Origin of the sequence: Leptospira andrefontaineae (genome assembly GCF_004770105.1) — a bacterium.
GTDB classification, from domain to species: Bacteria; Spirochaetota; Leptospiria; order Leptospirales; family Leptospiraceae; genus Leptospira_B; species Leptospira_B andrefontaineae.
The window spans coordinates 157,705-177,388 of the sequence record NZ_RQEY01000001.1 but is presented as its reverse complement, the minus strand read 5'-3'; the positions used below and the strand labels follow the sequence as shown (position 1 = coordinate 177,388).

The window sequence follows — 19,684 nt, the reverse complement described above, 5'->3', positions numbered from 1 at the left end:
CTTGAACTTATGTTCAAAAACGAAATATGCTTCCGGCTTGAGTTTAGAAGAAAGGCGGGAAAAGCAAGCTACTTCTTCTTATCCGAATATAACTTTATCGAAGACCCTGAAATACCAACAGTCTCCTTTTAAATTTTCATAAAAACCATTATGACCTCCATACTTTTGGATAAAAATCCTAAGTTTGGAACTTTTAGGGATCTCATTAAATTCGTCGGGACGTATGATCGGATCGTCTGCGGATGTAACTATTGTCAGATCCACTTTTAATTTTTCAAAATCCTTTGGTCCCAATGTATAAGAATTAAAATAATCATCAGAGTTTTTGAACTCTGAAGAAGATGCTACGATCCTATCAGTCATTTCCATGACTGTTTTTCCTTTCATGATATTCTGATATGGATGTAGATCAGGAAAATGTACATTCTTCTTAGCTAGGGATTGCCTCCATTTATCTAAGAAATATTTTCCTATAATGAGTTTAGAATCCATCATTTCCGTAGCGGACTTTGGATGAAGAGGTGGACTCACAGCGATACAATGTTTTAAATTCGGAATACTTTGTTTATTCCTGGAATGTTCTCTTGCCACTCTGATCGTAAAATTCCCACCCATAGAAAATCCACCCAAATATACGGGCAGTTTATGTCCGAATTCTTTCGCAACTTTGCGGACTGCTTCGTAAGTTTCTCTTATTAAACTTCCGTTAAATGGTTCCGGATTTAGATGATGAGTGTTTCCATGATCTCTTAAATTTAGTCTGAAGATAGAAATTCCCTTATCGTAAAATCTTCTGGAAGTCCTTTGGATATAATTTGAATCCATACTTCCTTCCCAACCGTGTATAAGCACAAGTAGCGCCTTGTTTTGTGGTGACTTGGAATAATGACCTAATAATCGAACACCTTTGCCTGCATCTATTACAACTGGAGAAGCAGCCTTGTCCATGGGATGATCCGGAGTATTCTGCCTCATTAAAGAAGCCAATACTGTTTGGACAAATGGATGTCTGAGATGAAAGGGAGGTTTAAAGGGACGAAGAGTCTCCATGCCGGCAATTTTCCGGATCAGGTTTTGTTAGACAAGCATTCGTCATAGAAAATCGGTAAGAACTTTATACAATTGTTTTGGTTGGAATGGTTTGCCGATAAAACCTTCTATTCCATGTTGAACACATTTTTCATATGCTTCTGAAAAGGAACTAGCAGTGACAGCAACGATAGGAGTTTTTGCATTAAAAGAATTTAAAGCATGTATTGCATCCGCAGTATGGTATCCATCCATTTCGGGCATTTGTAGATCCAATAAGATCAAATCGTATTTCTTTTCATTTGTATCTAAAAGTTTTAATGCCTCTCTGCCACTTAGAGCGGAGTCCGATTGTATCCCGGTTTTACTCAAATGTTTGGCAAGTATCTTTACGTTGATCTCGTTATCATCTACGATAAGAACAGAACTCGAAGTAAATGTAGGAACCGTTTCGGACTGGATCTGTGTTGGGTTAAAAGGAGTGCCAGTTTCAGTTTTTAAAGGAAGAATAATGGAAAATTCTGAACCAAGTCCAGGCTCAGAATTCAAACGGACATCTCCTTTCATTCTAGAAGTCAAACTTTTGACTATATAAAGTCCGAGTCCTACTCCTTTATATTTGCGAGTGTCTGCTAGATCTTCCTGGTGGAATGCATCAAAGATCCTCTGTCTAGCTTCGTCCTTAATTCCAATACCTGTATCTTTTACTTTAAATAGTATGGAGTCTTTTCCTTCTAAATCCAAAGTGAGTGTCACAGATCCTTTGTCTGTAAACTTGATGGAATTTGTGATTAGGTTCAGTACTACCTGTTCGATCCTGGTCCTGTCCCCTACGATCACTTTTGGGAATTTTTCAGAGATGAAAATATTGAATTCGATATTCTTTTCTGAAGCTTTAGGTTCTACTAATATACGTATCAGATCTGTGAATGTTTTGATCTCAAAAGGTTCTTCTTTGATCTCTATTTTGGCCGAATCTAAGGTGATTACTTGTAATAGATCATCTATCAGTCTGGAAAGAATTTCAGTGGAGTCGGAAAGATCTTTTAGATATTCTTTTTGTTCCTCATCTAATTTTGAACTGGAAAGTAGATTGGCCATACCGAATATCCCGTTTAAAGGAGTTCTCATTTCATGAGAGATCATTCCTAAAAATTCGGACTTGGCCTTGTCGGCTTGTTCTGCCTTCTCTTTTGCCTTTTCTAAAGCAAGCTCAGATTCTTTAGCAGCAGAGATATCCGTATGAGTTCCTACAATACGAGCAGGCTGTCCATTTTCGTCTTCGATGATCAAGGCTCTGGAACGAATGAACATATATTCTCCGGATTTCGTTTTAAATCTTAAAACCCTATCGAATCTTGCTGTTCCTTCTTCCTGGTGTCTTTGGAAAGCTGAAAGTGCAATTCTTAGATCCTTCGGATGTACCAATTTTCTCCAGAGGTGAACATCATCGGAGGAGATTTCTTCATTCGTATAACCGAGCATAGTTTTCCATCTTTCAGAAAGGAAAAGTTGTTCGGTATTAACATTATAATCCCAGTATCCATCATTGGAGGCCAGATAAGTGAATTCTAATTGTTCTTTTTGTATTCTGAGCTGGTTTTCAACATTTCGAATTTCTGTAATATTCTTATTACTGATAAGAAGTCCTTCATACACTCTGCTGATCTGTAATAGATAAAATCCTGGATTTCCCTGATTATCTTTGATCTCGTATTCTCTTTTCTCCGCATGTTGGGTGAGATATACATTCTTATATAGGTCAAATGTGCCTAATTCCAGATTTTGAGGAAATAATTTACATAAGTTCTTACCGATCGCGATTTCTTTAGGCATCCCTATCTCGGCTTCGGCTGCCGGATTTAGATCCTTATATAAGAAATCCGTAATGGATCCTTTGTCGTCAAAAATAGGTTCTAGATAATAAACCGCATCCTCATTCCTATAGGCGGCCTCTCTGAAAATGTCCTTCTCTTTGATCTCTTGGTTTAAGTCTTTTGCGATAGAAATGGTCCAATCATCTTCTGGACAAATAATTGTGGAGTCGTAATATTTTCTGGAAATCGCCGATTGACGGATCCCTCTCCATTCGGAACCCTTTTTGCTAATGGATTCGAAAAATTCGACGATTTCCGGATTCGTTTCTAATTCTTTCGGCCTGAGTTCGGTATACTTTTTACCGATAAGTGTGCTCTTCTCCATTTTTACAAGCTTTGCAGCTTGATCGTTACAATAATGCAATTTCATATCTACGATCTTGCCATTCTTGTCTCGAATAATATGGTTCACATATATGGAAGTCCCATCTGAATTTTCAAAAAACTTAATGAATGTAAGAATGTCTGCTGGGATCTGAGTCATCTTCGTACTAAGGACTTTTACATCATTATAGGACGGCGAAGATCCGGAAAAGGCCCCGGAATTTCCAAGAGAAGATAGTAAATCCTACATGAGCAAGCCCATGTTTAGTATCTGAAAGAATCGAGTTGAAAAGGATTTTTTGCGGAGAAGAAGGAGTAAAATCCTCCGTTTAGGAAACTTCTCCTTCCGGTCGGGAGTGTCCAAATTCATTTTCGGAATTTTGAGGGATCAATTTCCAAATTTCAGATCCAGAAGGAAAGGTTTCTGATCTTTCAGGATCGTTTTGCCTGCATTCCAGCTTTCTACATAGGTCTTGGAATGGATGACGAAGGGATGAAGCTCCACGTATGCTCATGTCCAGATTATTTTATAATGAGACTCAATATCAATAAAATCTTTTTATTTCGATAATTTTTCTGTTGACATAGGAAACAATAAAAAGAGATTTTGTTTCCTATGGGTGGAAACAAAATATACCATAAATGTTTCCAGTTGGATGTTATGCAACACAAACAGAATCAGGCAACCTTTCGCAGCGTTTTTTACTTAGGCATTTTTCTAAGTGCTATTTCTATTTCCGGAGATACTCGGGACGATCTGGAGAAAGAAGGAGTTTGGACAACTACTTCTCTTATTCGTTATTCTTTGGAGAATTCAGTTCAGGCTAAGATGAGCCGACTGGACTTGGAAAACTCAGAGTACGATTGGGAGAAGGAGAACGGTAAGTATAATTTTATCGGGACCTTAACCGCCAATACTCAAAAGACGAATAACTTACCTCTTCCTCAATACACTTTGCAGGGTAGAGAGATCACAAGTAATACAATCTCCGCAGGTTTATCAAAAGTTTTTAATACGGGAACCACCGCAAGTTTAACAGTCTCCGATAACCGTTATGAAACGGATGCGGGTAAAAGACCGGAACAGCAAGGAACAATCGCGCAACAATTCGCACAGCCAAGTCTTCATTTTGCAAATCTTGGTTTCACTCTCAAGCAAGAATTGCTTAAGAATATTTTCGGATACCAGCAAAGAAGATCCCTGGAGATCAGCAGAAGAAGTTCCGCAGTCCGAAGATTGGACGCGATGAATACTCTCTCCAGATCCGTGGTCCAATCTCTATTATCTTTTTGGAATTTATCCTTAGCGGACGAAAATCTTAAAACTGCAGAGCTACTAGTCAAAAGTGTGAAGAATGTAAAAGATATCACTTCTTCCAAGGTTCGTATGGGAGTGGCAGAAGATTATGAGTCGGGTCAATGGAATGCACTTTTGATCTCTGCAGAGAACCAACTTAGACAGGCAAAACTAGAAAAAGATAGAGTTCGCAGAGACTTACTTGTTTCTTTGGGAAAAGATCCTGAAACTAAAGTGAATTTTGCTTTGGTTCTGGACGATTCTCTTCCTTCTTTAGGCGCAGAAGATTCTGAAACAGAAGAAGCATTTCAACATAGATACGATTTCAAAAGTATCGCATTACAAAAACAAAATGCAGCAACAGCATTGGAGATTTCCAAAAACGGATTATTACCTTCTCTTTATGTGAGCGGAACTTATAATTCACGCGAATACGATCGTAATTTTCCTCAAAGTTTTGATGGAATAGGAAGCGGTAGATTTACCCAAAATTCCGCAGAGATCAAGATGGATTATCCTCTTGGGAACGATACCGCAAGAGCTGAATTTAGGAATTCGCAAACACAAAGTAGAAAGTTGGACCTTCTTTTGGAGCAAACAAAAGAACAGGTCAAAACTGATGTGAGACAAGGATTACAAAAGATCAATACTACTTACGAGATCTTAGAAGAATCTAAAAAGAATCTCTCTCAAGCGGAGAAGTTTTACTCGGGCATTCTGCCCAGATACAGATACGGAAGAGCCACATCCGTAAACGTTAAGAACGCATTGGACCTGGTAGCTCAGGCTAAATACGGACTGATGCAGGCAAAAGTGAATTATAACTCGGCGCTAGTACAATACGAGCTCTCTAAGGGTACACTATTTCGCAAATACGGAATGGATGCCGAGGAAGTTCTGAACCAAAACACCGGAGACCAAAAATGAATTTTGCAGAACTATCGATCAAACGACCGATATTTATTACCTGTACGGTTCTCATCATTCTTGTTTCGGGATATCTTTCCCTAAACAAGTTGGGTGTGGACCTTTTCCCTAACGTAACAATTCCGGTGGTCACAGTAACTGTGCCTTATCCGGGAGCAGCACCTAACGAGATCGAAACTTTGATCGCAAAGCCTGTGGAAGACGAACTTTCCACTATCTCCGGAGTGAAAAGGATCCGCTCTACATGTAGCGAAGGATCCGGAACGATCATCCTTGAGTTTACCTTAGAGACCGATGTGAAATACGCGGAACAACAGGTCAGAGATAAGGTATCCGCGGTAAAACCTAAATTACCGAATGATATTAAAGAACCAATCATTAGAAGGATAGATCCTGCAGATCAGCCGATCATCATTCTTGCATTAAATGCAAACTTGAGTGAAGCGCAGATCTACGATATCGCTAACGAAGAGATCAAACAAAATCTTTTAACTGCTAAGGATGTGGGAAATATCACAATCTACGGCGGACGTAAAAGAGAGATCCATGTTGCGTTAGATCGTCAAAAATTAAAACAACATATGATCCCTGCTTCCGTGGTTTCCAATCGTTTGGCTTCCGGTGGAACGAATATCCCAGCAGGTAAAGTGAGTAAGGCGGATTCAGAGTTGGTTTATAGAACCATCAACGAATTTAAATCCCCTCAAGAGATCAGAGATACTCCAATTTCTTTATTCGGGAACGAGGTTCCGGTTAAGATAGGACAATTGGGAGAAGTGGTAGATACTTTAGAGGATGAAAGCACTCGCGCGTACTTTAACGGTAATAAAGCCGTTTTCTTATTGGTATTCAAACAGTCAGGCTCGAACACAGTTGCGGTTGCCCAAGAAGTAAAAAAACGCATTGAAGATCTGAATAAGGAACTCGCAAGAAGAGAAGGTGGTGCCGTTCTTTCGATCGCAAATGATAATTCCATTCAGATCGATGATAATATCTATGATGTAAAAGAAACAATCATCATAGGTATCGCGCTCACGATTGTAGTGGTTCTATTATTCTTAGGAAGTGTAAGATCTACGATCATCACCGGACTTGCATTGCCTAACTCACTTTTAGGTGCGTTCATTTTGATGGCGGTTGCAGGGTTTACTGTAAACGTGATGACTCTTCTAGCATTGAGCTTGGCAGTGGGACTTCTAATTGATGACGCGATCGTAGTCCGTGAGAATATTTTCCGACATAGGGAAATGGGTAAAACCGCGAGAGAAGCTTCTACAGAAGGAACTAAAGAAGTAACATTAGCTGTAATTGCGACTACTATGACTGTGATCGCAGTATTCTTGCCGATTGCATTCGTGAGTGGAGTAGTGGGACAGTTCTTAAGAGAATTCGGACTTACCGTTTGTTTTGCTCTTTTGATCTCTCTTTATGATGCACTTACAATTGCTCCAATGTTATCCGCATACTTCGGTGGAAAAATTTCCGGAGCACATGCACAAGCAGGTCATGGACATTCTTCACAAGAATTCTTAAGTGTTCCTACTGAAGGAAAGAAAAAGAAGAAGAACGGCGCGACCACCACTTTAGAGGAAATTGCATTCTCTAAAATAAGAGCACAAGAAGCTCCGAAAGGAATTGTTTCCAGAGCCTTCTCGGCTGTGTTCGAACTTTTGAAATTTGTATTCGGAGTTTTAGGAAGAATTCTTTCTCCAATCGAGAAGGGCTTGGATGGCGTCTTATCCGGATTTAACGTATTCCAAACTTGGTTGGAAAATATTTATGCAAGCGTTTTGAAATTCACATTAAAACGCCCTGTGTTCATATTGAGTAGTGCGGTTTTGATCTTTGTCGCTAGCTTAATGCTGACCAAATACATTCCTAAAACATTCTTACCTGCACAGGACCAAGGAAAATTCCAAGTCACCTTGGATATGCCTCCTGGTACATCCGTACACAAAATGGCGGAGATCGCTCAGGATGCATACAAAGAGATCTCTTCTCATAAAGAAGTAAAATTGGTGGCTATGTTCAATACGAACAGGACTGCGACTATGTTCGTGGAGATGATCCCAGCAAAAGAAAGGAATATGAACACTTCTCAGTTCAAAGACCTTCTTCGTAAGGAATTGGAATCATTCTCTTATGCAAACCCTATCGTGAAAGATGTGGATAACGTGGGTGGAGGACAAAGACCTTTCACTTTGGTTGTTAGCGGACAGAACGGTAAAGTTGTAGAAGAATATTCCAGAAAACTTTTCGAAAGATTAAGAGAATCTAAGGCACTTTTGGATGTAGACACAAGTTATAGAGCAGGAGCTCCGGAATTCAGAGTTGTACCTGATCGCCAAAGAGAGGTTCTACTTGGAATTCCAGGAACTGTGATTGGAACAGAATTAAGGACTTTGGTAGAGGGAACTACCCCTGCAGTTTATCGTGAAAACGGAGTGGAATACGATATTCGTGTTCGATTGAAAGAAGGTCAGAGAGATTTGAAGGATAACTTCTATAATTCTTTTGTTCCTAACTTTAATAACATGATGATCCCGATCCAAAACGTTGCTAAGGCGGAAGAAACAACAGGTCTTGCTACCATCAACCGTATGAACAGAAACCAATCCGTTGAGATCTATGCGGACGTAAATCCGGATGGACCAGGTATGGGTGGAGCAATGGAAGAAGTAGCTAAACTTACGCAAACAGAATTGCCTCTTCCTCCTGGAGTTCGTATCGGATACACAGGACAGGCGGAGAACTTTAAGGAGATGGGAACTTCTCTTGGAATTGCTATGGGACTTGGGGTGTTATTCATCTACATGGTTCTTGCTTCCTTGTATGAAAGTTTTATCACACCTATCGCGATCATGTTGGTCCTTCCACTCGCGCTTTGTGGAGCGTTTATCGCTCTATTCTTAACCCAAAAGTCTTTGGATATATTCTCCATGATCGGGCTAATCATGCTCATCGGGGTGGCTACCAAAAACTCTATCTTACTTGTGGACTTCACGAATCAGCTCATACAAAGAGGTGTGGAAATGAAAGAAGCGATCATAGAGGCGGGAAGAGAACGTCTTCGTCCGATCCTAATGACATCATTCGCTTTGATTGCAGGTATGGCTCCAATTGCGATTGGATTAAACGAAGCTTCCAAACAAAGGACAAGTATGGGTGTTGCGATCATAGGTGGATTGATCTCTTCTACCGTACTTACGTTAGTAGTGGTTCCGGCAGCATTCTCTTATATAGAGAAGTTGAACAATCTGGTCCGTAGAAATTCTCCGGATCCGGATGCGCGATAAATATCATGGACTTCGCCGAGAAAAAAAATAGGCTCCGAGTTTTACTCGGGGCATCTCGGGTCTTTCAACGGAAAGGTTATGCGAAAACTAGAATGGAGGACTTTGTAGAAGAGTCCAAAATCGGAAAAAAGACCTTATACGAATATTATTCGAACAAAGAAGAAGTTTTAAAGGCCGCTGCGGAGTATCGCCAAACCAAGGCAGCCTATAAACTTAAAAGAATTCGAAACAATAGGGCTTTAGACTTCTCTAAACGATTTGTGAAGATGAGTAAAGAGCTATTGGATGTTTGTAAACCCAGCCATTTCGCATTATGGAAGGAATTGCAGGATCAAATTCCGGAAATATGGAGAATGGTGAAGGCAAAAAGGGTCCAATTAATAGATACTGAAATTGAAAGCTTATTGGAAGAGGGGAAAAAATTAGGAGAATTCAGAGCGGACTTGAGGCCCGACTTGTTCATCATGGCATTAATCGCCTGTTCAGATGCGATTTACAAGTGGGAACAAAGCCCGACCGAGCGTCGGGCCAATATATCCGAACTGGACAATATTTTTCTTTATGGCATAATACGCAGAGGAAAGGAGACGTTAAAATCGTCTTTAGATTGAAAAATCGTTTCCTAAGCGGAAGGGGGATAATAAAGTGCACAGCGCCGTGGAACAAGAACTAACCCAAGAGAAGGACGAGGTCCGAGAGAGAATATTCGAAAAATCGTTCGAGCTATTTTTGCGATACGGTTTTGCGAAGACTCGAATGGAAGAGATCGCTCGAACTCTTAGGATCAGTCGCAAAACACTTTATAAACACTTCGCCAATAAGCATGAATTGTTAAAAGAAGTGATGACTGATAAACATCTCAGAATTCACGGCAGGATCGAAGGGATCTTCCAAGACCCGGACAAATCCATTAAAGAAAAAATCCAGTCAATGAGAGGTTGCCTCTCTTCCGAAATCCCCCATGGAATGAACGAATTTCTAAGAGAGATCCGTGACCAAGCACCTGATATTTGGAAACAGATCCAGTCTCTAAAAGAAAAAAACATTAACAGAACAATGAGGAAGATGATCGAAACCGGCATCAAGAACGGCGAAATTCGTTCCGATGTAAATCCGGATATCGTGCTTCTCATTCACTCGGCAGCTTCCGAAGCAATGTTCGATCCGAACTTTTTAGCACAAACCCCGTATTCTATCCGAGATCTGGTCCAAGAATTGGATAATATTATCTTTTACGGGATCGTAAAAAGAGAAGATACCTAAAGTAGGAAAGTTTTTCACTTTTGATCGTATTCTTTTTTTTTGCCGGATGGATCTTATCTTCAATACTCTTATTTTTCCTTTTTAGTAGGCTTAAAGGCCCGGGAAGAATAGGGACTGTTCTTTTATCCTTAGTATCTCCTTTACTATATATAGGGATTATTTCCTTTCTACTCACTCTGTTTGGGGTCTATAGCATAGAGAGAATTATTCTTTCTTTCTTTATATTCTCTTTCATTCACATTATTTGTTTATTTGCTTATAGAAAAGTAGAATTACGTAAATTACGCCGATTCGAAATCAAAAAACCGGAACTTATATTTATCATTCTATTTTCCTTGGTGGCCTTGTATTTGTATGCAGGATTCCCAACGTGGTATCTGGATGGCGGAAGGGACCCAGGGCTTTATGCAATTTTTGGTATTAATATTTCTAAAAGTGGAGGTTTACATTTAGAAATTTCTGATACCAAATTGATAAGTGAAACTTTCGGGCAAGCAGTGCGCATGGACTTCCCATCAATTCATGCTAACTTTCAGGAAGGGATATCAGATTCAGAGGAATATAGGTCACCTGACTTTTTCCATTTAGTGCCTACTTATTTAGCAATCGGATATGATCTTTTCGGAATGGATGGATTATTTCGGGTAAATTCTATCTTCGCTTATTTTTCAGTCTTCTTTTTTTACTTAATTGTTAGGAGAATTTTAGATCCTGTCTATGCGATTTTTGCAACCATTCTGTATGTATTTAACGTTTCTCAAATTTGGAATGTTAGATCGGTGCTTACTGAAACATATTCGCAGTTTTTAATTCTTTTCACTATATACTCTATCCAAACATTTTTTCGGGCAACAAATAAGTGGATTTACTTCCTGATCGGCTTATGTTTTGGACTTTCTTCCTTTTCTAGAATAGATGCTTATATATATTTCCCGATAATCGTATTGTATTCTGTGTTCATTCTTTTGTTTTTCGAAAAGTATTTTAAAAATACTTTATACTTTATTTTCACATTCCTCATTTTAAATATTTTATCCTTGATCTATGCATATTTCAGTTCAAGAGTATATCTCTTTCATCTCTGGGAAAGGGGGTTTTTAAAGATAGTTCTATCTCTTTCGATAATTTCCCTATTTGTTCTTATATTGGAAATTTTTCTTTGGCAGACTAAGAAGGATCTATTAAATAGAATTAGAGGATTTTATAATAAAAATATAAAATCGATTCGGATTTTCTTTTTTCTGTCAATTTGGCTGTTGGGGATTTACGCTTATCTTATTCGTCCGGAAATTCAAGCGAAGATATTCAGTAACCTTCAGCCTGGTAGCTTTCTTGCCTTAAATTCTCTTCCTATTTTTTTGTGGTATGTTCCTGTTTGGTTATTCGTCTTTCTTCCTTTTGCTTTAAATGTTTATCTCTTTCATAAAAACAAATTCCATTCATTATTCTTATTTTTGATAGGAACATTTTTATTGATAGCTTATTTGTTAAGCCCTAGTATCGCAGCGGACCATCTATGGGCTTCACGAAGGTGGATGTTATTTTCTATTCCTTTCGCTATATTAGGGTCTGTAGCTGGAATTCAGAATATTCCAATATCCAATAAAATGGTTAAACTTTTAGTTTTGCTCGTTATAGGAGGAGCTGCTATCTTTCACACCCATTGGAGATCTAAATTGATCTTGTCCCAATCAATGATGGAAGGTTATGTGAAAGGGTATGAAAATTTTGTCCAGGAACTACCTGACGAAGATTCAATTTACTTTACTAATAAGATTCAAATTGCTTCCCCTCTTCGTTATATTTACGGAAAGAATATATTTTTGATAAATGATTCGGCTGAAGTTATAAGACGAATTCCCGATTTTTTGGCAAAAAAGAAGGATATTTATATTATACAAAATGGAGATTTTTCCGGATTAAACGGCAATTTAAAATTTTCTTTAATTGGAAATCTACAATTATCCGGTCTTTTTCCTGATGAATCAATATTTAGATTTCCGGAATTCTTATATAAAAGAAATCTAAATTTTCAAATCTTTAAGATTGAAAAGAATGAAGCAGCCAAAGGATCAGAGAGGGTTCAATTTGAATGGATTCCGGGAGAATCCGGCTTTTTGTCTTCTTGCGGAAAGTCCGAAGAGGATGGAACTATTTCTGCAACTAGGCATGAAGGTACTTTAGTTTATGGCCCTTTTTTGACACTTGCTAAAGGTAAGTATAGATTAGATTACTTGGGCAAAAATTTGGATCATGCTAAGTTCGATGTAGCTTATAATAGAGGCTTATTACTTTTATCTCCGCAAGAAAATGGAGAAGATCCGAACTCTAAAACTTTAATATTTGAAATCACGAATCCAGTTGTAGATGATGTTGAGTTCAGAGTATTTGTGGAAGGAAAGTCCGGAGTTCAAATTCGCAGAATATTTCTGAAAAAAATCTAATATAAGAATATTAGATGTCCTTAAATTTTCACCAATTGATATAATGATCAGAGTTTGAAGAGCTAACTTTACAATTTATCAAAGGAATAAGAATGAAATATATATACCTGTATCTAATACTAATATTTCTCACCTTTAGTATTTCCGCTGGAGATAGAGAGAAGGGCGAAAAATGCACAGCAGATATCCAATGTGGATTTGGAATGCAATGCACCGGCGGAGTTTGTACTAAAAAACCTGAATTTGATCACGGAAGCGGAAAGTCTGGAAACGAATGTTTTTCGGACGCGGACTGCATCGGTTCAGGGTCTTGTGCAAGAGGGACTTACGGTAAAAAACACTGCACCGGCAAATAGATTGGCAGGAACTGCAATCGGTGATACATAACCTCCAGATTAGAGGAGAGATCTCAGGGATCGTGTGAAGATCCCCCTGAGATCAAGAGAGGCCAAAGATAGATCTATTAGCTATTTTGGAGGCGTTTACGATCGGAACTTTCCAATAATCTCAATTTCCCCAACTCGGTCTTGATCTCCTCAATCGACAATTCTCCTCCCCCCGAATTTTCGGAGATTGATTTTAAGATTGGCTGCAATTTAGAAGCTTCTTCCTTCGAAACAGAAACCCCGGATTGCATTAGAATTTCATAAATTGCAGATTTACCGGATTGGCTTGTGAATGCGATCCGATCTCCTTCCGGCCTTCCGATCAGGTTTGCGTCGAAAGCACGATACGCTCCCTTCTTCATACCTTTTGTTTTGGAAACTCCATCCTGATGTATTCCACTTCTATGAGCGACTACGTCATCTCCGATTAAAGGAGCTTTTTCCGGGATAGGAACTCCTGACATACGAGAAACGATCCTGGAAGTTTCATAAATTGTCTGAAGATCTAAATCCACTTTAACTCCACAATTATGAAGAGCGATCGCTACTTCGTACGTGTTTGTATTTCCGGCTCTTTCGCCCAAACCGTTTAACGCAGTTTCCAATTGAGTGGCTCCTGCAAAAAAACTTTCCACAGTAGTTGCGGTTGCCATTCCCAAATCGTTATGGGTATGGACTGAAATTTTACTTCCTTGAGGTAGGGACTCTGCAACTTTACGGACCATTGCTACGAACAAATAAGGTCTGTATCTTTCCACGGTATTAGGAAGATTTACTACATCTGCACCCGCATCCAAAGCAGCCTGGAATGCTTCCACGGCAAAATCCATATTCTCCAAGGAATCCCCGAAATGTTCTCCTGAAAATTGGACTTCTCCGTAATTTCCCGCTAATTTACGTGCATATGAAACGGAACGTATTATATTTTCTTTAACTTCCTTTTCGGAAATTCCCAATACGTTCCTGATCGTAAAATCGCTGATAGGATAAACAATATGGATCCGTGGGCGAGGAGCTTTGCGGATCGCTTCCCAAGAAAGATCTATCTCCTTCTCTACTGCTCGAGATAGACTGGAAATAGCAACATTCTCCGGAGCCAAAGAAGAAAGATATGAGCATGCTTCGAAGTCTTGTTTGCTTGCAGATGCAAATCCAACTTCTATTCCTTGTACTCCTAACTTTACAAGTCTCTTAAATATGATCTCTTTTTCTTCCAGGTTCCAAGGTTTGGGCAACGCTTGGTTGCCGTCTCTTAGTGTAACATCCATGAAGAATGGAGATACAGGAGGAGTTTTCAAACCCTGGCCGGGAATGATCATCTCTTGGATGGAAGGATATTGTGTTGCGATAATCGCATTTGATTTTTGTTCCATGGGCACTCTCTTTTTCCGGCCTCAAGCGAGAGATTTTGCCGGGAGAAGACCCTGATACAAAAAAACCCGCTCAGAGGAGCGGGTTTTTGCGCGCGCAAGATTCCGTCCTCTCAACTCCAAAGAAGGAGTAAGAGGAGACCGAGCATATTAGCTTGGAAGAAATTTTGCGCCATATTTACTTTTAGACTCGGCAAATTGGAAAAGGAAGTCAAGTAAAAAAGAAAAAAATCATGCGTCACTGTCGCGGTCAAATGTCCTCTTCTTTTTTAAGAAAACTCCAGATACCGCCTTGTTCGAATTGTTTCTCTTCCAGTAATTGTTTTAGTTGAAGATATTCTTTTTTGACCTGGTCCGGAATACCAACAATCTCTAATTTCTGGAAAGTTTCTCTAGCTTCTTCAAAACGATTTGTTCTTACATAACAAATTGCTAATGCATATAGAGTAGGGGAATCGGATAACTCGGACTCAGGTAGATCTTTGAGTAAATCCAATGCGCGATCAAATTTAGAAGCCCCGGTATAAACTGCCGCTAAATTCTTTTTGGCGAATACATCATTATCATCTAATTCCAATGCCTTGGAAAGATGGAACTCCGCTTTTGGTTTGTCTTTTTTACGAGCGAATAATACTCCAAGTCCGACCCAAGCCTGAACATGCGCGGGCTCCAAACGAATACATTCTTGTAACGCGGATTCTGCAGGCGCCATTTCGCCCAATTGGGAAAGGCACATCCCCAAATGAAAAAATGCATTAGGGTTATTAGGCTCAGACTCAGTCCAAGATATCAATACGGACTTAGCGGTATTCGAGTCCCCTCTTTTCAGATAGTCCAATGCGGTTTTCAGTCTTGGATCCATTCTTTTTCCATTTCTTATCTTCCTTATGGATACGACTATCTTTTTCCTCTTTCGTTTCTCGATTACAATGTTGGGAAGAAGCTCTCCATTCCCATTCGGCGTTGATCTTCAACCATTCCTTATCTATCTGGTATTTTTCCATAAGAGTATCTAATAAGCGAACATCCTCCCAATCATCTGCGTTCACAAAATGATTGGATTCTTTCATAAATTCTTTTTTCCATCTGGAAACGAATTCATCCAAATGATCTTCTTTGAAATCCTCTAAACTATCTTCCGAGTTAGCACATTCATTTATTAGGAACTCCACATGTTTTTTTCTGAGCTTCGCTTCCGAAGTTTCAGTCATTTTTTGATATGTTACGTAAATTGTTCCTAAAACTAAAGTGGTCTCGAAGGCAAATGGAACAGGAGTGATCGCAGCTATTGCAAGAACTCCTCCTAATTTTCTCACTATAGAGCTACTATCCTTTTTTAGTTCCGATTTATATAAGGAAACTTCTTTGATCCTTTCCGTATATTTTTGTTTTTGAGGACCTATAAATTCCGAGTCAAATTTTTCTAGATCTGCAAAAGCGTCCTTGTATTTTGTTTTAAGACTCAGGTCTGTCCTGTATACATTACCTTCTTCATTCGTGTAAAATAGAGAGTATTGATGTTCTCTTGAAATCAAAGATTTATCTCCTCTTGGAAAAGAAGAACATGAGTATATGGATAATAAGATTAAGATCTGTATTCGTTTGGAAAATTTTGGTTTTGGTTTTGGTTTTGCTGGAGAAAATATTAGAAGTATTTGATGGTTTATAGATAAGTATCGCATATAGCCTTCCCGATTGGTCTTGGCGCTTATTTTATATCCCACCCAAATTCTAAGTCGGACATGGTAAATAAATTTCTATAGCTGTTTTGTTTGTAACCTTTACTGATTTGTATCCGTCCAACTGCGATTTTCGCTGGACAGAAATTCTTTCCGGGGTTTCATAGAAGTGCCGGACATTCTATGAATTCATTCTCTAAATATTCTATTATACTTTTTGTATCTGTTTCTTCATTGCTTGTATCTTGTTCCGGAGCGGAAAAGAAAAATCCTGAAATTCAGTTACCTTCTTCCGGAGAACAAAGATCCGAAATGCCAGTACTCGTCCAATTCGAAGATGATTTGGAATACGATGTAAAAACTTTGATGGCGACTTTCGCAACTGGGGTTGAAGGCAAGGACAGAAGATTAGATCGAGAATATGCAAAATTCCCGATCTTAGTAGGAACAGGCGCTAGATCCAAAGAACTCGAATTAGAAGGGACTGTCACCAGAAGAGTTTCTTGGAACAAGTCGGAAAGAAAAGAAGTTTTGATCACTATCGAAGGAAACAAGCTCACTCATAACTGCGGCTTAGGGATTACTGATAAAACTTTGGCATCCTCTGACTCAGGCAAAAAACCGTTTAGATCTGTTCGTTTATTTTTCCAAAGTACTGGAGTAAGAGATACTCCTCGCACTGGATTTGCTTGGGTTGTGGGACTTGGGACCTACTTACTTTATCCATTGATCTACACAGGATTCGTCGTCGAAAAGATGGATTGTGGATTAGTTGTAGAAGGTTAAGATATAATTTTGCTTTTCGAATTCGTCTAATAGGAAGAATATAACAGAAAGGAAGAAGAATATGCCTTATATGGCTGTCGGATCTCGACAAATTTTATATTCAGATTCTTCGGCTCCTGCCTTAGTAGGGGACCAACCCAGAGAAGTTGCCTCCGTTTCGGATAATGCAGTAGTGCAACCGCAAACAGTGGTGGTTCCTCCAGGTGGATTACCTCCTCATTTGGGACAGTTCCTAGATTCTACAGTTTAAGGACATAGATGTACAGACTTCTTTTTTCCGTTTTACTACAATCCTTGGTAGTAGTATTTGTTTTTCCTCTAATTGATTCAGGCTTTCGTGTCAGCAATCATGTCTGGGATGTAATAGTAATCGTCCTATTTTTCGGATTTTTAAATTTCGTTTTAAGATGGTTCCTTGTCCTGGTTACATTTGGTGTAGGATATTTGGTTTATCTTTTGACCTTGGGGATCGCCGGACTTGTGGTGAATGCTATCGTTCTATTTTGGATCGCTAATATATTCCCTGATAAAATATTCGTGCCTGGATTCTGGGCCGCTTTCTGGGGAGGAGCTATTCTCACCTTAGCTAACTACGTAGCTAAAAGAGAAAGTAACGAAGAATATTCCAGATCAGATCGTAAAAAGAAAAAATCCCATTAGATTTTCCGAATGATTCGAGAGATCCAAGCAATTTTTAAGAACGACCCCGCAGCAAGGGGGATGGAATTTATACTCTATCCAGGGTTGCATTCAATTCTTTTACATAAGTATATTGCATATCCTTTATATAAGATAGGACTGAAGTTTTTAGCCCGATTTATTTCTCAGTTCAATCGTTTCCTTACGGGGATTGAGATCCATCCGGGAGCTAAGATAGGTAGCGGACTATTTATCGACCATGGAATGGGAATCGTAATAGGTGGGACCGCCGAGATAGGTGATGATTGTATCTTATTCCATGGGGTTACCCTAGGTGGAACGGGAAACCACCAAGGAAAACGCCATCCTACTGTTGGAAATAATGTACTTATCGGTGCAAGAGCGACAGTTTTAGGCCCGGTACACGTGGGTAATAATGTGAAGATAGGTGCAGAAGCAGTAGTGATCGATCACGATATTCCGGATGATTGTACTGTGGTGGGCGCTCCCGGTAAGATTGTAAGATTAAAAGGGAAGAAGGTAAAGATCTCCCTTAAAAAGACCAAAATAGTTTAAGTTTTTATGATGCTTTTTAGTTCAAAAAGCATCTCTTCTTCTAATTCATTAAAATATTTGGGATCCTGGGTCATCACATAAAATTGTGAATTGCCTTGGAATAATTTCAAAAACAACTCAGCCTTCTTTCTGGATTCGAAATTGGCAGGAAGTGTTAGAGCCTTCTTATTTTTTTCGAAATAATTTTCTAAACAGGATATCCAGGATCCCAGCACAGTAGAACTTCTTTCTGCAAGATCAGGTTCAGGTTTATCCAGACTTCCCATAAATCGAGCAAGAGGACATCCGAAATATCTTCCCGACTTAACCTGCTTTTTTAAAAGAGCCATCCATCTATGAACGAACTCTTCAGGCGTTTCGGATTTTTCCATTAACCTTTCCCAGCCAACTTGAAAATCCCTGCCTTGACGTTCTACGTATTCTTTCCCCAGATCTTCTTTGGTTTGGAAATATCTATAAAAACTTGCCTTATGGGATTCCGATTCATCGATCACCTGGTTGATAGAAGTTCCAGCATAACCTTGGGAATACATCAAGCGAACTGCTGTGGATGCGATCCTTTCGAAAGGACCTTCCGGTTGGCCCAGTTCCGGTTTTCGTTTGCTCATCGGACTAAAATAAAATGATAGACTAACTGGTCTATTCTATTTTTCTGAGAACGATTGCGGATAGACTGATTGGTCTATCGGAGGAAAGCCATGCAACAATTGTTATTTTCTAAAAGAAATCGGGTAGAATGGGAAGAAGTCCCAGATCCTAAACTTTCAGGACCGAACCAGGCCTTAGTCCGCCCCCTGGCAGTTGCCAGATGCGATTTGGATCTTCCAATTTTGAGAGGACAAACATTATTCCGACCCCCTTTTCCTTTGGGACACGAGTTTGTAGGAGAAATACTAGAAACAAGCGAAGAACTATCTTCACTCTTCCCTAAAGGAACACGTGTTGCAGTTCCATTCCAAATTTCCTGTGGGCATTGTGCTAATTGTGAAACAGGCCTGACTAAAAGTTGCAGCACTGTTCCTCATACAAGTGCTTATGGAATGGGAAAAGGTGCGAAAGAATTTGGTGGGGCAATATCCGATTCTGTTTTAGTTCCTTATGCGAAAGAGATGTTGATCCCTTTTTCCAATAAGACTGATCCTGCAGCTATCGCAAGTATCAGTGATAATATCGTAGAAGCTTGGAAATTAGTAGGTATTCATCTCCAACAAAACAAAAATAGATCCGTCTTAGTTCTCGGAGGTTTTGCTTCAAGCATTGGATTGTATACCGCTGCTCTTGCAAAACATATGGGAGCAGCCGAGCTTGTATATGTAGATACGGATAAAAAACGTTTGGAGATCGCAGAATCTTACGGAGTGAAAGTGGAGCAGGTCACTTCCTTTCCTAAAAGTTTCGGTAAGTTCGATATCGTAGCGGATGCAAACGGAACTGCAGAAGGCTGGGACTGTGGTCTTAGATCTCTAGGAATAGAAGGAGAATTCGGCTCCGCTTCTATTTTCTGGACCAATAGTATCCCGATTCCTTATTTAGAATTATATAATAATGGAGCAACAATCCGTTTAGGAAGAGTAAGATCTAGAGAATGGATCCCTGAAATTTTGAGATTAGTAGAAGAGGAAGGTTTCGATCCTTCTAAGGTCACCACACGTAAGGCATCTTGGTCGGAAGCGGCCGACGCTTTCTTGGAAGAGGAGACTAAGTTGATCGTAGTCAGATAAGTACATTGGCATTAAAGGACGGGGAGACTCGTCCTTGTTTTTTTAAAAAACACTGGACAATATTTATTTC

17 protein-coding genes are annotated in these 19,684 nt (G+C 39.4%); 11 read left to right on the top strand and 6 right to left on the bottom strand.

What is annotated here, in order from left to right:
• Positions 1–78 precede the first annotated feature (78 nt).
• On the bottom strand, positions 79–1,050 hold the full coding sequence (locus EHO65_RS00835; protein WP_135772359.1) for a YheT family hydrolase: 972 nt from the start codon (positions 1,048–1,050) through the stop codon (positions 79–81).
• A 42-nt stretch (positions 1,051–1,092) separates the two neighbouring features.
• Complete coding sequence (locus EHO65_RS00830; RefSeq protein ID WP_135772358.1) at positions 1,093–3,390, bottom strand: hybrid sensor histidine kinase/response regulator; 2,298 nt, start codon at positions 3,388–3,390, stop codon at positions 1,093–1,095.
• 456 nt (positions 3,391–3,846) lie between these two features.
• On the opposite strand from EHO65_RS00830, the gene EHO65_RS00820 reads away from it, so the two are divergent.
• From EHO65_RS00820 to EHO65_RS00795, 6 genes are all read left to right on the top strand, one after another.
• A complete protein-coding gene (locus EHO65_RS00820) occupies positions 3,847–5,454 on the top strand; it encodes a TolC family protein (RefSeq protein ID WP_135772356.1) in 1,608 nt (535 codons plus the stop codon).
• On the top strand, positions 5,451–8,750 hold the full coding sequence (locus EHO65_RS00815; RefSeq protein ID WP_135772355.1) for an efflux RND transporter permease subunit: 3,300 nt from the start codon (positions 5,451–5,453) through the stop codon (positions 8,748–8,750). The genes EHO65_RS00820 and EHO65_RS00815 overlap by 4 nt, the downstream gene beginning before the upstream one ends.
• A 5-nt stretch (positions 8,751–8,755) precedes the next feature.
• Positions 8,756–9,361, top strand: coding sequence for a TetR/AcrR family transcriptional regulator (locus EHO65_RS00810; RefSeq protein ID WP_135772354.1), 606 nt, complete (start codon positions 8,756–8,758; stop codon positions 9,359–9,361).
• Positions 9,362–9,395: 34 nt separating this feature from the next.
• Positions 9,396–10,013 (top strand): TetR/AcrR family transcriptional regulator, encoded by a 618-nt coding sequence (locus EHO65_RS00805; RefSeq protein WP_135772353.1) that lies wholly within the window; start codon positions 9,396–9,398, stop codon positions 10,011–10,013.
• 1,535 nt (positions 10,014–11,548) lie between these two features.
• Entirely contained in the window at positions 11,549–12,457 is a 909-nt protein-coding gene (locus EHO65_RS00800; RefSeq protein ID WP_135772352.1) for a hypothetical protein, read from the top strand.
• Between the two features lie 92 nt (positions 12,458–12,549).
• Positions 12,550–12,813 (top strand): hypothetical protein, encoded by a 264-nt coding sequence (locus EHO65_RS00795; RefSeq protein ID WP_135772351.1) that lies wholly within the window; start codon positions 12,550–12,552, stop codon positions 12,811–12,813.
• Between the two features lie 107 nt (positions 12,814–12,920).
• Here the strand turns inward: EHO65_RS00795 and leuA2 are convergent, their stop codons facing one another.
• The 3 genes from leuA2 to EHO65_RS00780 all read right to left on the bottom strand — a co-directional run bounded on the left by leuA2 (position 12,921) and on the right by EHO65_RS00780 (position 15,895).
• Positions 12,921–14,162 carry a 2-isopropylmalate synthase LeuA2 gene (leuA2, locus tag EHO65_RS00790; RefSeq protein ID WP_244243396.1) on the bottom strand — a complete coding sequence of 414 codons (1,242 nt, stop codon included), beginning with the start codon at positions 14,160–14,162 and terminating at the stop codon, positions 12,921–12,923.
• A 301-nt stretch (positions 14,163–14,463) separates the two neighbouring features.
• Complete coding sequence (locus EHO65_RS00785) at positions 14,464–15,075, bottom strand: tetratricopeptide repeat protein (protein ID WP_208743943.1); 612 nt, start codon at positions 15,073–15,075, stop codon at positions 14,464–14,466.
• Positions 15,014–15,895 (bottom strand): hypothetical protein, encoded by an 882-nt coding sequence (locus EHO65_RS00780; protein WP_244243387.1) that lies wholly within the window; start codon positions 15,893–15,895, stop codon positions 15,014–15,016. The genes EHO65_RS00785 and EHO65_RS00780 overlap by 62 nt, the downstream gene beginning before the upstream one ends.
• A 180-nt stretch (positions 15,896–16,075) precedes the next feature.
• Here EHO65_RS00780 and EHO65_RS00775 point away from each other — a divergent pair, with 180 nt between their 5' ends.
• From EHO65_RS00775 to epsC, 4 genes are all read left to right on the top strand, one after another.
• Positions 16,076–16,678 (top strand): hypothetical protein, encoded by a 603-nt coding sequence (locus tag EHO65_RS00775; RefSeq protein ID WP_135772349.1) that lies wholly within the window; start codon positions 16,076–16,078, stop codon positions 16,676–16,678.
• A 61-nt stretch (positions 16,679–16,739) separates the two neighbouring features.
• Positions 16,740–16,928 carry a hypothetical protein gene (locus EHO65_RS00770; RefSeq protein ID WP_008595192.1) on the top strand — a complete coding sequence of 63 codons (189 nt, stop codon included), beginning with the start codon at positions 16,740–16,742 and terminating at the stop codon, positions 16,926–16,928.
• Between the two features lie 8 nt (positions 16,929–16,936).
• Entirely contained in the window at positions 16,937–17,338 is a 402-nt protein-coding gene (locus EHO65_RS00765; protein WP_135772348.1) for a phage holin family protein, read from the top strand.
• Positions 17,339–17,347: 9 nt separating this feature from the next.
• Complete coding sequence (epsC, locus tag EHO65_RS00760; RefSeq protein WP_135772347.1) at positions 17,348–17,893, top strand: serine O-acetyltransferase EpsC; 546 nt, start codon at positions 17,348–17,350, stop codon at positions 17,891–17,893.
• Here the strand turns inward: epsC and EHO65_RS00755 are convergent.
• A complete protein-coding gene (locus EHO65_RS00755; RefSeq protein ID WP_135772346.1) occupies positions 17,890–18,501 on the bottom strand; it encodes a TetR/AcrR family transcriptional regulator in 612 nt (203 codons plus the stop codon). The genes epsC and EHO65_RS00755 overlap by 4 nt on opposite strands.
• 90 nt (positions 18,502–18,591) lie before the next feature.
• Between EHO65_RS00755 and EHO65_RS00750 the strand changes: the two genes are divergently transcribed.
• Positions 18,592–19,614, top strand: a complete 1,023-nt coding sequence (locus EHO65_RS00750; protein WP_135772345.1) for a zinc-dependent alcohol dehydrogenase — start codon at positions 18,592–18,594, stop codon at positions 19,612–19,614.
• The last annotated feature ends 70 nt before the right edge of the window (positions 19,615–19,684 follow it).

What these genes read in the sequence shown, in the direction of transcription:
- EHO65_RS00800 (WP_135772352.1), top strand. Translation starts at nt 11,549, where the DNA reads ATGTTATTTTCTATTCCTTTCGCTATATTAGGGTCTGTAGCTGGAATT.
- EHO65_RS00765 (WP_135772348.1), top strand. Translation starts at nt 16,937, where the DNA reads ATGTACAGACTTCTTTTTTCCGTTTTACTACAATCCTTGGTAGTAGTA.
- leuA2 (WP_244243396.1), bottom strand. Translation starts at nt 14,162, where the DNA reads ATGATCATTCCCGGCCAGGGTTTGAAAACTCCTCCTGTATCTCCATTC.
- EHO65_RS00775 (WP_135772349.1), top strand. Translation starts at nt 16,076, where the DNA reads ATGAATTCATTCTCTAAATATTCTATTATACTTTTTGTATCTGTTTCT.
- EHO65_RS00780 (WP_244243387.1), bottom strand. Translation starts at nt 15,895, where the DNA reads ATGCGATACTTATCTATAAACCATCAAATACTTCTAATATTTTCTCCA.
- EHO65_RS00795 (WP_135772351.1), top strand. Translation starts at nt 12,550, where the DNA reads ATGAAATATATATACCTGTATCTAATACTAATATTTCTCACCTTTAGT.
- EHO65_RS00750 (WP_135772345.1), top strand. Translation starts at nt 18,592, where the DNA reads ATGCAACAATTGTTATTTTCTAAAAGAAATCGGGTAGAATGGGAAGAA.
- EHO65_RS00810 (WP_135772354.1), top strand. Translation starts at nt 8,756, where the DNA reads ATGGACTTCGCCGAGAAAAAAAATAGGCTCCGAGTTTTACTCGGGGCA.
- EHO65_RS00815 (WP_135772355.1), top strand. Translation starts at nt 5,451, where the DNA reads ATGAATTTTGCAGAACTATCGATCAAACGACCGATATTTATTACCTGT.
- EHO65_RS00770 (WP_008595192.1), top strand. Translation starts at nt 16,740, where the DNA reads ATGCCTTATATGGCTGTCGGATCTCGACAAATTTTATATTCAGATTCT.
- EHO65_RS00830 (WP_135772358.1), bottom strand. Translation starts at nt 3,390, where the DNA reads ATGACTCAGATCCCAGCAGACATTCTTACATTCATTAAGTTTTTTGAA.
- EHO65_RS00755 (WP_135772346.1), bottom strand. Translation starts at nt 18,501, where the DNA reads ATGAGCAAACGAAAACCGGAACTGGGCCAACCGGAAGGTCCTTTCGAA.
- epsC (WP_135772347.1), top strand. Translation starts at nt 17,348, where the DNA reads ATGATTCGAGAGATCCAAGCAATTTTTAAGAACGACCCCGCAGCAAGG.
- EHO65_RS00785 (WP_208743943.1), bottom strand. Translation starts at nt 15,075, where the DNA reads ATGGATCCAAGACTGAAAACCGCATTGGACTATCTGAAAAGAGGGGAC.
- EHO65_RS00820 (WP_135772356.1), top strand. Translation starts at nt 3,847, where the DNA reads ATGGGTGGAAACAAAATATACCATAAATGTTTCCAGTTGGATGTTATG.
- EHO65_RS00835 (WP_135772359.1), bottom strand. Translation starts at nt 1,050, where the DNA reads ATGGAGACTCTTCGTCCCTTTAAACCTCCCTTTCATCTCAGACATCCA.